At 46.2% G+C, this 14756-nt stretch carries 10 protein-coding genes; 5 read left to right on the top strand and 5 right to left on the bottom strand.

The window, feature by feature from the left end; all coding sequences use genetic code 11:
• Nucleotides 1-141 precede the first annotated feature (141 nt).
• On the top strand, nt 142-1470 hold the full coding sequence (gene tolC, locus MTF70_RS14165) for an outer membrane channel protein TolC (protein ID WP_005379884.1): 1329 nt from the start codon (nt 142-144) through the stop codon (nt 1468-1470).
• Nucleotides 1471-1648: 178 nt separating this feature from the next.
• Here tolC and hldE read toward each other — a convergent pair whose 3' ends face one another.
• From hldE to MTF70_RS14150, 3 genes are all read right to left on the bottom strand, one after another.
• On the bottom strand, nt 1649-3079 hold the full coding sequence (hldE, locus tag MTF70_RS14160; RefSeq protein WP_017633601.1) for a bifunctional D-glycero-beta-D-manno-heptose-7-phosphate kinase/D-glycero-beta-D-manno-heptose 1-phosphate adenylyltransferase HldE: 1431 nt from the start codon (nt 3077-3079) through the stop codon (nt 1649-1651).
• A gap of 67 nt (nt 3080-3146) precedes the next feature.
• A complete protein-coding gene (gene glnE, locus MTF70_RS14155) occupies nt 3147-5990 on the bottom strand; it encodes a bifunctional [glutamate--ammonia ligase]-adenylyl-L-tyrosine phosphorylase/[glutamate--ammonia-ligase] adenylyltransferase (protein WP_205461406.1) in 2844 nt (947 codons plus the stop codon).
• Between the two features lie 113 nt (nt 5991-6103).
• Nucleotides 6104-7360: a methyl-accepting chemotaxis protein gene (locus MTF70_RS14150; protein ID WP_042521819.1), complete on the bottom strand. Its 1257-nt coding sequence runs from the start codon at nt 7358-7360 to the stop codon at nt 6104-6106.
• A 105-nt stretch (nt 7361-7465) separates the two neighbouring features.
• On the opposite strand from MTF70_RS14150, the gene MTF70_RS14145 reads away from it, so the two are divergent.
• The gene (locus MTF70_RS14145; RefSeq protein ID WP_025768395.1) at nt 7466-8239 is read left to right on the top strand and encodes a potassium channel family protein; all 774 of its coding nucleotides are present in this window, start codon (nt 7466-7468) and stop codon (nt 8237-8239) included.
• A gap of 41 nt (nt 8240-8280) precedes the next feature.
• Here MTF70_RS14145 and MTF70_RS14140 read toward each other — a convergent pair whose 3' ends face one another.
• Nucleotides 8281-9813 carry an inorganic triphosphatase gene (locus MTF70_RS14140; protein WP_005379894.1) on the bottom strand — a complete coding sequence of 511 codons (1533 nt, stop codon included), beginning with the start codon at nt 9811-9813 and terminating at the stop codon, nt 8281-8283.
• A gap of 212 nt (nt 9814-10025) precedes the next feature.
• Between MTF70_RS14140 and MTF70_RS14135 the strand changes: the two genes are divergently transcribed.
• From MTF70_RS14135 to MTF70_RS14125, 3 genes are all read left to right on the top strand, one after another.
• The gene (locus tag MTF70_RS14135; protein ID WP_005379896.1) at nt 10026-10706 is read left to right on the top strand and encodes a TIGR00153 family protein; all 681 of its coding nucleotides are present in this window, start codon (nt 10026-10028) and stop codon (nt 10704-10706) included.
• A 131-nt stretch (nt 10707-10837) separates the two neighbouring features.
• On the top strand, nt 10838-12097 hold the full coding sequence (locus MTF70_RS14130) for an inorganic phosphate transporter (RefSeq protein ID WP_005379898.1): 1260 nt from the start codon (nt 10838-10840) through the stop codon (nt 12095-12097).
• A gap of 178 nt (nt 12098-12275) precedes the next feature.
• Nucleotides 12276-12887 carry a TIGR04211 family SH3 domain-containing protein gene (locus MTF70_RS14125; protein WP_005379900.1) on the top strand — a complete coding sequence of 204 codons (612 nt, stop codon included), beginning with the start codon at nt 12276-12278 and terminating at the stop codon, nt 12885-12887.
• Between the two features lie 88 nt (nt 12888-12975).
• Here MTF70_RS14125 and ggt read toward each other — a convergent pair whose 3' ends face one another.
• On the bottom strand, nt 12976-14706 hold the full coding sequence (gene ggt / locus MTF70_RS14120) for a gamma-glutamyltransferase (protein ID WP_025768393.1): 1731 nt from the start codon (nt 14704-14706) through the stop codon (nt 12976-12978).
• Nucleotides 14707-14756 lie beyond the last annotated feature (50 nt).

Here is a 14756-nt window from a genome sequence, read left to right as displayed (position 1 = left end):
AAATTAATTTAAGTCTTCGCTAAAAATTTATTGCACAAGTGGATAATTACGTGTAAAAAAGTGCAAACTTTAGAGTAAATATCGTGCAAATTGAGTTAAACTACTGAGAATTAACCAATCTATGGACCGCGGGAATAGAAAATGAAAAAATTGCTTCCACTATTTATCAGTGCAGCGCTAGGTAGCATGAGTACGTCTGCGTTCGCAGACTCTTTGGCTGAAATCTACGACTTGGCAAAACAAAATGATCCACAATTGCTCAGTGTAGCAGCACAACGTGACCAAGCTTTCGAAGCAATCACCTCAAGCCGTAGTGCTCTATTACCACAGATCAACCTTACTGCGGGTTACAATTTAACTCGTGGTGATACTGAATACGATTCAAATCTAATTAGCGACGTATCAAACGATGGCAACGCGCTAACCGCTGGCGTTAGCTTTTCACAAGCACTTTACAACCGCGCATCTTGGATCTCTCTAGATACTGCTGAGAAAAGTGCTCGCCAAGCAGACGCAACTTACGCAGCGACGCAACAGGCACTGATTCTTCGCGTGTCACAAGCGTATTTTGAAGTTCTACGCGCACAAGATAATCTTGTTTTCGTACGTGCAGAAAAAGCCGCGGTTGGCCGTCAACTTGAGCAAACTAAACAGCGTTTTGAAGTAGGTTTGTCTGCAATCACTGACGTGCATGACGCACAAGCTCAGTACGACCAAGTGCTAGCGGACGAAGTGTTGGCAGAAAACGCGCTCACTAATAGCTACGAGTCACTGCGTGAAATTACAGGCCAAGAGCACAAAGATCTCAACATTTTGGACACTGGCCGCTTCACTGCTAGCCCATCGACCGTACCAGCTGAATCGCTCATTGATGAAGCAAAAACCAAAAACCTGACCTTGCTATCTTCACGTATTCTTCAAGACATTGCGCGTGACAATATTTCACTAGCAAGCTCTGGCCACCTACCAACGCTCTCTCTAGATGGTGGTTACAACTACGGTGATACTTCTCATAGCTCTCGTGACAACACGACAGACAACTTCAATATTGGTGTGAACCTTGCAGTACCGCTATACACAGGTGGTAACGTAACCTCTCAAACCAAACAGGCTGAATACGCGTACGTGGCAGCAAGCGAAGATCTTGAAGCACAGTACCGTAGCGTAGTCAAAGATGTTCGCGCACAAAACAACAACATTAACGCCTCTATCGGCGCATTACGTGCGTATGAGCAAGCGGTTATTTCTGCACGCTCTGCACTAGAAGCAACAGAAGCTGGCTTTGATGTAGGTACTCGTACTATCGTTGATGTACTGGACGCGACTCGTCGTCTATACGATGCGAACAAAAACCTATCGAACGCTCGTTACGACTACATTTTAAGTGTTCTTCAGCTACGCCAAGCAGTTGGTACGCTAAGCGAACAAGACATCTTGGACGTTGATGCAGGTTTGAAAGCGGCAAAATAACCGCGAACTGAATACTTCAGGTCTTAATAAATAAAAAACGCCAGTTGAGTTATCAGCTGGCGTTTTTTATTACTTGTAGTTCAGAGCTTAAAAGTGCCTCTGAACTACAAGTATCAAAAAGGCCGCACTTAGCGACCTTTATGAGCAAATAGCATTTCAATGCTAACAAACAGCAGCCTTAGCCCTTACCGCCTTTGATTGCATTAATGATTTCACTGGTCGAGCAGCCATCTTCAAAGTTCAATACACGAACTTCACCACCCGCCGCAATGACTTCTTTACCACCAGCAATCTCTTCTGGTTTGTAGTCACCGCCTTTTACTAGCAAGCTTGGTAGAACTTCTGAGATCAAACGCTGCGGCGTATCTTCACTAAATGGTACAACCCAATCCACAGCGCCCAAACCTGCCAACACCGCCATGCGGCGATCGGTTGGGTTTACCGGACGACCAGGGCCTTTAAGGCGTTTTACTGACTCATCGGTATTAACCGCAACGATTAGGCGATCGCCCAGTTCAGCAGCATGGTTTAAGTAAGACACATGCCCAGCGTGTAGAATATCAAAGCAGCCGTTTGTCATAACGACTTTCTCGCCACGAGCACGTGCTTTTTTCACCGCTTCGATCAGTGCTTTTTCTGAAATCACACCGTAATCCGTGTCTTGGCTGCCATGTACCGCTTCTGCTAATTCAATCTCAGAAAGCGTTGACGTGCCTAGTTTACCAACCACAACACCTGCCGCTGCGTTTGCTAGTGCACACGCTTCTTCAAATGATTTGCCTGCGGCAACAGACGCTGCCAATACAGAGATAACCGTGTCGCCCGCACCTGTCACGTCGTACACTTCTTTCGCTTGAGTTGGAAGGTGGAACGGTTCCTGGCCACGACGAATCAAGGTCATTCCGTTTTCGCTGCGTGTCACTAAAAGCGCTTCAAATTCAAACTCTTCAACCAAAGCCAGTGCTTTCTCTACTAGCTCTTGGTCAGATTTCACTTTACCTACAACGTCTTCGAACTCTTTCATGTTTGGCGTAAGAAGTGTTGCGCCACGGTAGCGTTCAAAATCCGCACCTTTCGGGTCAATGAAAACCGGAATATTTGCTGCGCGCGCTTTTTGAATGTATGCCTGAACATGCTCTAACGAACCTTTTGCGTAGTCAGACATAATCACGGCTTTAACGTTTGGCAGTGCGGCATCCATACGTGATAGCACAGGTGCAGAATCTGTGTTTTCAAACTTGTCTTCGAAGTCGAGACGAATAAGCTGTTGTCCACGGCTCATTACGCGAAGCTTCGTAATCGTTGGGTAATCAGGCAGTGCAACGAAATCGCACTTCACATTGAGTGAGCTCAGCGTCTCCGTCAGCACTTTTGCAGGCTCATCTTCCCCAGTTAGACCAACAATGTGAGCATGGCCACCTAGTGATGCGATGTTCATCGCAACGTTCGCAGCACCACCAGGACGCTCTTCATTGTTTTCTACTTTTACAACAGGAACCGGCGCTTCAGGAGAAATGCGCCCGGTTGGGCCATACCAGTAACGATCTAGCATGACATCACCGATGATGAGCACACCAGCGCTGTTGTAATCAGGTAGAATTGGTTTCATTGTTGGTCTCCAAAAATTAAATCGAAGTGAGTTTATCACAGCCCTTATCGAGGCTAAATATATGGTCTTAACTGAACCACTGATTCCAAGCCTGTTTTACCCACTCCCTTTCGGCAACAAACTTATCTTCCACCACATCAGCGTCTAAATTGAGTAGATTTCGGCGGTGTATTTCGTTGCGCATTGTCGTGTAAGCACGTATCAACTGCATTGCTTGGTCTTCGTCCATAACATCTTGCGCAATGAGCGTTTCAAAGATGCGCACATTATCACACCAACGCGTCAATTTCGGCTTATCGTGACTATAGTTAAGCACTAGGTACTGAGCGAGAAATTCGATATCGGTAATCCCACCTACATCTTGCTTGAGCATAAAGCGGCCTGGCTTTTTCCCCCCAAGATGACCGCGCATTTTTTCTCTCATTTCGACAACGTCTTTTTTCAGTTCAGCTTGATCGCGTGCTTTGCACAACACATCATGCCGCGTATTGTGAAATGCTATCGCCAGTGGTTCATCACCATAAATCATGCGCGCGCGGACAAGTGCTTGATGCTCCCATGTCCACGCGTCTTGATGTTGATAGTCGTCGAACGCGTCCGTTGGGCTAACCAACAAACCCGATGCACCGGACGGACGCAATCGGGTATCGACCTCGTATAAAATACCGGAAGCGGTGCGAGTGGAGAAAATATGAATGATACGCTGTGCTAAACGAAGGTAGAACTGACGACCATCAATCTCTTTTTTGCCGTCAGTGTAGACATTGACTGGGCAGTCATGCATGAAGACAATATCCAAATCGGAGTTATAGCCGAGCTCCCACCCTCCGACTTTACCATAACCAATTACAGCAAAGCCTTTGCCTTCACGATCTTTCACATGCGTTGGCTCGCCGTACTTTTCAGACACTTGCAACCAAGCCTGACTGATCACCGCATCCACGATAGCTTCCGCTAAATAAGTTAAATGGTCACTCACTTTCATCACTGGCAATGCGCCAGCAATATCTGCCGCTGCAATACGCAAAATACAAATTTGCTTAAACTGACGCAACGCTTCCATTTGCTGTTCCATATCATCTTCAGGAATACGTGCCAAATAATCACGCAGCTCTGTACGGTAACTGTCTAATGGAATGGGATTGTACAGCTGCGCAGGGTCGATCAACTCATCAAGCAAGATAGGATAACGAGACAGCTGCTCTGAAATCATTGGGCTTGCGGTACACAAACGTACGAGCTGCACCAGAGCCGCTGGATTCTCATCCAATAATTCCAAGTAAGTTGTGCGAGTGCAGATGTTGTGTAGCAAGTGAAGTACACGAGATAAACCAAACTGTGCATCAGGATGGGCAAAGACCGCATCAAACACTTTCGGCATCAAACGATTGAGCACTTCGCGTCCACGTGGGCCTAACGTTTTTTTGGCCAGATCGGTTTTAAAGTTGATGATGGTTTTCGCGCATGAAGCAAAGTCTTCAATCTGAATATCCTGCTGCAAGATATGCTCAAGAACGTCTTGTTTGTCGGCCATATCCCATAGCTCATGAAAATGACGAGCAACGGTAGTCCCCTCGTCTTCTTCATCATCACCAATTAGTGATTCAAAAACTTGGTGAACATTTGCCATATGCTGCTGGGTTTGCTCAATTAATTGCTCCCAACAGCTCATTTTCATCGCGGTGGCGAGCTTTAAGCGTTCGGTTTCGCAATCAGGCAGCGTCTGGGTTTGCTTATCCGCCATTGCTTGCAACAAGTTTTCTAATTGACGCAAGTACTTGTATGCGGCTTCTAGATCGCTGACTTCTTGTGGAGTAAGCAATGCCAGCTCTTCAATGCCTTGCAGCGTTTCCAACAGCCCTCGATTACGCAAAGAAGGCTCTCGACCACCTCGAATTAATTGAAAAACTTGAGCGATAAATTCAATTTCTCGGATGCCACCCGCACCTAGCTTAATGTTGTTATTCAACCCTCGGCGGCGAACCTCGCTACTGATCATCGACTTCATTCGTCGCAAAGATTGAATCGCACTGAAATCAATATAACGACGAAAAACAAAAGGGCGCAGCATTTGGCGTAGCTCTTGATACTGCGGGTACATCTCACATCCCATCACCCGAGCTTTGATCATCGCGTAACGTTCCCAATCTCGCCCCTGTTCTTGGTAATAATCTTCAAGTGCGGCATAGCTCATTACCAAGGGGCCACTTTCTCCAAATGGGCGAAGTCGCATGTCGACGCGGTAGCAAAAACCATCGAAGGTTTGTTGGTCGAGCGCTTTGATGATGCGTTGACCAAGACGAGTAAAGAACTGGGCATTGGCAATGCTTCGGCGTGCGCCTTGGGTTTCGCCATTCTCTGGGTACGTGAAAATTAGATCAATATCGGAAGAAAAGTTTAGCTCGCCACCACCCAGTTTCCCCATGCCGATAATTAACATCGGCTGCACTTCACCGTCCTCACTTGTTGGTGTGCCCCACTCCTGACAACACACTTGATATTGCCATTGATAGGTTTCAAAAATCATCGCTTCTGCCAACTCAGATAAGTGGCTTAAAGACGTCTCTAGCGACCATGCATGCGTGAAATCCTTCCACGCAATGTACACCATTTCTCGGTTGCGAAACTGACGCAACACGCGATGACCAGACATCTCATCAGGACATTGTTCCAACAGTTCAGCAAGACGTGAGCGGTAAGACTCCTGACGACTTGGCTGCGCTAACATACTTGGCAACTCACGGCCTAGGACTTCATCGCGATGAATGGCTTCGGTTATAAATTGGCTTAAGCCCGCCACATAACGAAATTGCTGCGCAACCTCATCGGGCCAAAGGGGAAAATAACCTGCGTCTTGGGCGTTTTGTACGGCAGATTCAGCGATAGAAATCAGTGGCGAAGGCAGCTGCATTTTTCTTCCTTGTTTGAAAAGCACGGTAACTCATTCTTTATACCAGACTGAAAGCAAATAAAAACGCCCACAAAAGGTTTGTGGGCGTTTTATCAAAAGTTCGGGATCGAATATTAAACTTGGAAAGATTTGATCTTCTTGTCTAGCTCACCTGCATTATTTTGCATCATTTCAGAGGTTTCTAGCAGCTCGGTAACGACAACAACTGAGGCTTCCACCAACTCACGTACATTGGTGAGGTTTTGGCTCATCTCTTCTGCAACACTGCTTTGCTGACCAGACGCCGTCGCGATCTGGAAGTTCATGTCATTGATTTGCGTCACTTGCCCAACAATACCATCGAGCTCAGATCCAGCATTAGAAACCAGCTCGTTTCCATCTGCCGCTTCTACAACGCTTTTTTCCATGAGTTCTACCGCAGATTCAGCACTGGTTTGCAGCTGTGCGATCATCTCTTGAATTTCTACCGTCGCTTGTTGTGTACGTTGGGCAAGGTTACGAACTTCATCTGCAACCACAGCAAAACCCCGCCCAGCCTCGCCAGCTCGCGCCGCTTCAATCGCCGCATTCAGTGCAAGCAGGTTGGTTTGTTCAGAAATGCCTTGAATCGTCCCCACAACGCTACCAATGGCTTCAACACGTTCTTCAACTTGGTTAACCGCTTGTGCCGATGAAGCGATATCCGATGAAAGTTCACTCATTTTCGCCATTGTACTTTGCAAGAACTGCTGACCAGAAATTGCTTGCGCGGAAGCTTGCTCTGTTAGAGAAGATGCCGTCTTGGCATGTTCCGCAACCGTTTGGACCGTCGACGACATTTCACTCATCGCCGTAGCAAGTTGATCAATTTCGTTAAACTCTTCTTGCGCCGATTCCTTCGTTTCCGACATGCTCAGTGTCATGACTTCGGTGAGCGTTGATAATTCATCAGACGCATTAATTTGCATTTGAATCACATCGTGCAATTGTCGACGTGTCTTTTCTAATTCACGTGCCACGTCTCCGTATTCATCTTTACAATCCATACCAAATGGAACAGAGAGGTTCTTGCTCGCCATCAGTTTGATCGCGTCGCTCAGATACTGTGTTTGACGCAACATCACTCTAGCCGCCGCTAATAAGAGCACGACAAAAACCACTATCAATAAGGCGGTTTGCCAAGCAACTTGCGTTAAGTATGCTTCATAATGCTGTTGGGCAACTTGCGCGTTTTGTGTCGCCGCTAAAAGTGAGTCGTAAAAAGTGTTTGCGTCCCACAGTTGTTTTGCCACGATCAGGACAGTACTGAAGACCATCAACATGACCATTTTAGGCACCAGTCGAATGTCGGATATGACCCTTTCCCATGGCTTAAATGCCAGCTTTTCCATTGTCAGTTCTCCACCGAGTCTTATATAGTCTTTATCTATAATCTTTATATTACTTATAGTTATGTTCGCGCTTTGCGTGGTTACGCGATTTATTTTGAGCTTCGTATGAAAAACAATGATATCAAAGACAGCACACGACCGATGGGCCTGTTGTCACTAATATTGTCTTTTATGGCACTATTTGTGATCTCTGGCTTGTTGTTTTTCCCGATCGATCACGAAACCCGTCAAGTTCTTATCGGTCTGGATTTCATAATCTGTAGTATTTTTCTACTACAGCTCACCATTGATTTGATCCGGTCCACAGATCGCTGGTTATTCCTTAAACGTCATTGGATAGATTTCGTGGCGAGCATCCCATTGATAGAGCCCCTGCGCTTTGCTCGTATTTTTCATATTATGCGAGTGGTATTAGTACTGCGTTCGTCAAAGTTCATTTTGCATCAGCTCAAAGAAAACCGCCGCGAAACTACGGTCGCCTCTATACTGCTATTGATGGTTATCCTCATAACGCTCGGTTCTAGTGCAATGCTGTTTATCGAAGCGAAAAACCCAGAAGCGAATATTCGCACTGGCGCCGATGCTTTGTGGTGGGTATTTGTAACGATCTCAACGGTTGGTTACGGCGATCATTATCCTGTGACCTCCATAGGAAAGTTTTTGGCTGTCATCATCATTGTTTGCGGGGTGGGTATCTTTGGTATGATCTCGGGTCTTATCACCTCTATCCTTACTGCTCCAACGAAACAACAGACGCACAGTTCAATCAATAAAGAACGTATGCTCGAGCAGCTCCTAACCCAACAAGCGCAAATACTAGAACGACTCGATTTCATGGAAAAAGAGCTACAACAACGTAAAACAGAGACAAAAAAATAGGACCATGCAGTCCTATTTTTTTGTCGTTACCACCAGAACGATCATTCACGCCAATAAGGCTGTACTTCCACACTGATCGCTCGGGTTTGATCCATTGCATGCAAAATTGAGCGCTCTTGACGGTGCAACCAGCGTTCTAACTGCTCTTTTTCTGCGTCTTCCAGCATATCAACCAACGGGAGCAAGTGGTTCAGCATTAGCAGATCATCGATACCATGCACCAGATCCGCCCATGGTAAACGGAAGCTGTTACGCTCATCCGAGTTATACAAACTCGCGAAACCAATACCAGTATAGAGGTTACGCAATAAGCGATAACGCTGATCAACGTACTCTTGCGCCGTCAAATCGCGCTCTGCTGGGAAAGCTTCCATTAGCTCAGCCCAAGTGCGATCGAGCTGAGTAACTGAAAACGGCATGATATTACTTGCCATTTTTTCACGTGCTTTTTCATCAAGAAATGGCTGCCAACCGCGCGCTAAGATCCAGCGGCTTAGATCCAGCAGTAACCCTGTGTAACGCGCGGAATTGAGCAACCCTAGCACTTCTTCACGGCTTGGCAACTCTTGTAACTGCTGAGTCAACTCAGATACTAAGAACTTACGTGCATCCAACTTGCGCAGCACATTGCCTTTGTCATCTAAAAGCTCTTCAAGGTGTGCATGCTCATCCAACCAACTCAATTCTTCTTCCAACCATTTAAGCTCTTGGCGCAGAATCGCGCTCGCGCGACGAGGGACAATCCCGCCAAAAATGGTCAATGTTTGACGAATGAAACGAATGGCATTACTGATTTCACGCAGTGCTTCCACGCTGTCACGCTCAGCATAAATTTGCTCGTGATAATGCCAATGAGACAAAGCGTGCTCTAAAGAGTTGATCAAGCAAAATTCAACGGTATCCGTCGGACTACTGTCCACAAGTGCCAATGATTTTACTTCATCACCCGCATAACCGCTTGCAAGTCGATAACCTTTCGCCGCTTTGCTCAAGTTACCCAAGCGCATACCACCTTGCTCGCAAAAGCTGCGTGCCAGTGTGAATAAAGCTTCGGTTTGGCCAGACTTAAGTTCCAGTTCAACTTCGCAAATTGGCTCTTGCTTCTCTTCTTCGTCTTCACCTTTGGCTACAACTAAGCCTTGGTCAAAAGCAACTTCAATCTGACTGCCATCGGGCATGCCAATCAGCCATTGTTCACGTGTGAAGTTGGTCGAGAATAATGGCATAAGCTCGGATTGCAGCGTTTCTGCATCTTTACCTGGAGGCCAAATATCTAGAGGATGAAGCGACAGATTAGGCTCGTCGCTAGTGTGCTCAGCATTGTATTCTGGTCTTTGATGTAAGCCTGCGACGACGCGTCCTGCTGTCTTTACGGTTTGGACGAATACATCATCAAAACGGCGAATTCTTAAACCAATGTCGTGCTTTCGAAGCCATTTATCGGCAGTATCAAAATAGGTGTTACCCAAGTCACGACAACTATGCTGAAGTACTTTTGTCTCAGAAATTTTTTCTTTTAAAGTTTCTGAAAATTCAGGAGAAACAAAAAACTTCAGTTCTATTTCGGTTTCCATAGCTATACCTTTCAAAGCAGATAGAAACAGGATATTGCGTAATTTCTCACACGGCAAGAGAGAAATATCGCCGGAATGATGATCTAAAACAGTTTTAATGAGCGATTTAATGCGTTACCATGCGCGCCTTTATAGCCATCGTTCAACATTTCGCCAAGCACTCAGAAATGGTGTATGTTTTTTTAAGGTTATAGTTATTAGGTTGAATGACCATGCCAGTAAATACAATTATGGGGTTATTTGCAAAGTCCCCAATTAAGCCTTTGCAACGCCACGTTGTGTGTGTCAACGAATGTTGTTCACACTTGGTGAAATTCTTTGAAGTATCTTCAAAGGGTGATTGGGAAAAAGCAGCAGAAATCCGTGCACAAATTTCTCACCTAGAGAAAGAAGCGGATGTGCTGAAACGTGAAATCCGTCTAAAACTGCCTCGCGGTTTGTTCATGCCAGTCGACCGTACTGACATGCTTGAGCTTTTGACTCAACAGGACAAACTTGCAAACCTGGCAAAAGACATTGCTGGCCGTGTATATGGTCGTCAACTTGTCATCCCTGAGGCTCTCCAACCAAACTTCCTCGCTTACGTTCAACGTTGTCTTGATGCTGCCGATCAGGCGCAAAAGGTAATCAATGAACTTGATGAATTGCTAGAAACCGGCTTCAAAGGCCGTGAAGTGACGCTCGTCGCTGAAATGATTCATCAATTAGACGTTATCGAAGATGATACCGATGCCATGCAGATTGAACTTCGCCAACAGTTGATGGTGATTGAAGCTGACATGAACCCTATCGATGTCATGTTCCTATACAAGATTCTTGAATGGGTAGGTGGTATTGCCGACCAAGCGCAGCGCGTAGGTGCTCGTTTGGAAGTCATGCTATCTCGATCTTAAAACATAAAGTTAACGACATAACGAAGAGCATAATTAACACGTGTCATAGGGACGATGACTATTTTCATCGTCTTATGGTTTGGCGCGCGTAAAATTTTGTTCCGCTTGTTATAAAACAACTAGGTATTACGATGGATATCCTTGCGAACTACGGCACTGTCCTGATTATTGTTGCAGCGATTTTTGGTTTCATGATGGCGATTGGTATTGGCGCGAACGACGTTGCTAATGCGATGGGTACATCTGTAGGTTCAAAAGCGCTAACTGTAAAACAAGCTATCATCATTGCGATGATCTTCGAATTTGCAGGTGCTTACCTTGCAGGCGGTGAAGTAACCGACACTATCCGTAAAGGTGTAATCGAAACTTCTTTATTTGCTAGTCAACCAGATGTTCTTGTCTACGGCATGATGTCTGCGCTTTTAGCAGCAGGTACATGGCTGCTTCTTGCTTCTTACATGGGCTGGCCAGTATCAACGACTCACTCAATCATCGGTGCAATCATTGGTTTTGCATGCGTATCAGTAGGTACTGAAGCGGTTGACTGGGGCAGCGTTCAAGGCATTGTTGGTAGCTGGATTATTACGCCAGTGATTTCAGGTTTCTTTGCTTACGTTATCTTTGTCAGCGCACAGCGCCTGATTTTTGATACTGAGAACCCTCTGTTTAACGCGAAACGTTTTGTACCTGTTTACATGTTCATCACAACAATGGTGATTGCACTTGTAACCATCAAAAAAGGTCTAAAACACGTTGGTCTTCACCTGACCAATGGTGAAGCCTGGATGTGGGCAGCAGCAGTTTCAGCACTTGTGATGATTGGCGGCTACGTATACATCCAGAAAAAATTCGCTAATCGCGAAGAAGACCGCAGCTTTTCTGGCGTGGAAGGTATCTTCAGCGTTCTGATGGTTATCACCGCTTGTGCGATGGCATTTGCACACGGTTCAAACGACGTTGCAAACGCCATTGGTCCACTGTCTGCTGTCGTATCGACTGTTGAACACATGGGCGAAATCAGCACGAAAAGCACCATCGCTTGGTGGATTCTACCTCTTGGTGGTATTGGTATCGTGGTCGGTCTTGCAACACTAGGTCACAAAGTAATGGCAACCGTTGGTACAGGCATCACTGAGCTAACGCCTAGCCGCGGTTTTGCAGCACAGCTAGCAACAGCATGTACGGTAGTTCTAGCGTCTGGTACAGGCCTGCCAATTTCAACCACTCAAACATTGGTTGGTGCGGTTCTCGGTGTTGGCTTTGCTCGTGGTATCGCAGCACTGAACCTAGGCGTAGTTCGTAACATCGTGGCATCATGGATCGTTACACTACCAGCGGGTGCGTTATTGGCCGTAGTATTCTTCTACGGACTTCAAGCGATGTTCGCTTAAGACACTCGTCAATAGAATGTAAGCGCTTTGTCATTATTGACTCAAACGCACAGAAAGGGAGGCTTTGCCTCCCTTCTTTGTTGCACCGAAGTTTGAAACTGCATACTATTCGTCTATTTCCGGCTCCAATCATTCGGTGCCAACGCTGTCTCCAAGAAAAATCGTTAAGGGATTTACTGTGAAAAAACTAATCATCACGGTTTTGTTTACTTTGCTAGCAGCGCCAGCGGCCCTAGCAGCAGACCGTTATATTTCTGATGACCTCTTCACTTTTATGCACTCAGGTCCAAATAACACCTACCGTATTATTGGTAGTGTTAACGCCGGTTCTAAAGTACAACTGATTAAAACCAACCGAGATACTGGCTACACGCAAGTTCGTGATGACCGTGGTCGCACTGGTTGGGTACAAAGCAAGTTTGTGACAAACCAAGAGAGCATGGCAATTCGCCTTCCTCGCATTGAGAAAGAGCTAGCCGAAGTAAAAGAGCAGCTTGCTAATGCTCGTCAAACTTCTGATGCAGAGAAAGCAGGTCTTGTTACCTCTCTCGAAACACGTAACCAACAAATTTCAGATCTAGAAAATAAATACTCTGAGATCAGTGATCAGCTTACTTCTGTTGAAACAGAAAACCGCGAGCTACGCGCAAAGCTGGATACACAAAAAGATGACATGCTGCTTAAGTACTTCACTTATGGCGGCGGTGTTGCAGGTTTAGGTTTACTATTTGGTTTGATTCTTCCGCATGTCATGCCTCGTAGAAAGCGCTCTCCTGCGGGTTGGGCATAAACCCTTACGCTTTTATCTTTAAAAAGAACGCAAAAGCCAGTCGATATTGACTGGCTTTTTAGTTTGCTTCGTTTGATAGAAGTGAGTACTACTCCCCCATTGAACTAGAGGCTCGACGACGATCCGTTGCGCCATAAAGCTTGCCATCTTTTAGCTCAATTGCATTCAAACCGCTTACCACTGGAATAACGTGCACTGGGTAGCCAAGCTCCATAAACTCAGGCACCAACATTTCTGCGAACGTTTTCTTTTCCACCAGCAAACCAGTCGGGTCATAAGACTTGGTGCGGTCTATCTTAGTGCCATACTGGATGTTTGGTAAGTCAATAGCCTCTTGCGCTGATAAATTCCAATCCAGCACCCCAACCACGGTTTTGAGTACATACCCCGGGATTTGTGAACTACCTGGTGACCCAACCACCAAACGCAAGTTATCATCACTGTCCATCACCATTAATGGCGTAATAGCCGAACGTGGACGCTTGCCCGCTTCAATTGAGTTTTGCGTAGGCTTGCCGTTAACCGTTGGCTGAGGTGAGAAGTTAGCCATCTGCGCATTCAAGATAACGCCATCGACCATCACACCCGAGCCCATACCCGTGCCAACGGTGCTGGTCATCGCAATTGCATTTCCATCTCTATCGACGATAGAAATATGCCCTGTATCTTTGCTCTCGAAGCCTTGATATTGCGCATACTGAGTTTGCGTTATCTGTCCTGCTTTTGGATCCTCTTTTAAAGTGCCATTATCAGGGATTAAATCACGTCTCTGATCTAGATAGGCTTTAGACAACAACTGTTCAACTGGCGTTTCCACATAATCCGGATCTCCGGCATACGCAATACGATCGGCTTTTGCAATTCGCATCGCTTCAGTCATGAGACGCCAAGGTTCCACATCCGTTTTCGCCATATGGGCAATGTCATAGGGTGCGAGCAGTTCAAGACTCTGAGCGACCATCACACCGCCCGAAGCTGGGTAACCAAAAGAGACGATTTTATTCCCACGGTAGTCGCTCTCAATGATGTCACGCTGCTTCACTTGGTAATGTTTAAAATCTTCTAAAGACAACTTCTCGTGTTGGTCATCAATACGACTATTAACCGTCTCTACGATGTGCTGACCAAGCTCACCACCATAAAGGTAACGATCGCCTTGTTGCGCGATCTTCCTCAGCGTCTCAGCCATCTTAGGGTTCTTCATCAAGGTTCCCGTCGGCTTAATATCGTCCCCTTGCCAATACAAGGCTTTCACTTCCGGATCTTGCTCAAGTCGGCTTTGCTCTCTTACTACGATGTCGTAGGTGTAGCTGTTCATCGCGTACCCATTGCTCGCCAATGTAATCGCCGGCTTAATCAGCTCTGCCCATGGCAACTTGCCATATTGTTCATGAGTGGTGTAAAGCAACCGCAATGTGCCCGGAACCGCAACAGAACGAGGGCCTAATATTTCGTTGCGACTGAGTACTTCCCCATTCTCAACAAACATTTCAGGGTTCGCGCTAGAGGGCGCTTCATCTCGACCATCAAGGGCCAGAAATTTTTTCTCGTCATGTTGATAAAACAGCGCGAAAGTCCCGCCGCCAATTCCGGTCATATCTGGCTCAACGACAGACATCACCATCTGCATCGCGACCATAGCATCAACAGCATTACCGCCTTCTTTCAATATTGAGTAACCGGTACTGCTCACGTAAGGATTCGTCGCACTGACCATGAAATCTTGCCCGCGACTATCTGGTGTAACTGGGAATGGGTCTGGCTTTGCTGCATAGCTTGTCGATGCAACAATGCTTAAAGAAAAAATCAGAATACGCATGTGTCTCTGTTTAGACTCCTATTATGTGATGGGGTCTAACGTGGACCAAG

Source organism: Vibrio sp. 2CM40D, from assembly GCF_023161825.1.
GTDB lineage: Bacteria > Pseudomonadota > Gammaproteobacteria > Enterobacterales > Vibrionaceae > Vibrio > Vibrio alginolyticus.
This window is presented reverse-complemented; position numbering and strand designations above follow the sequence as displayed.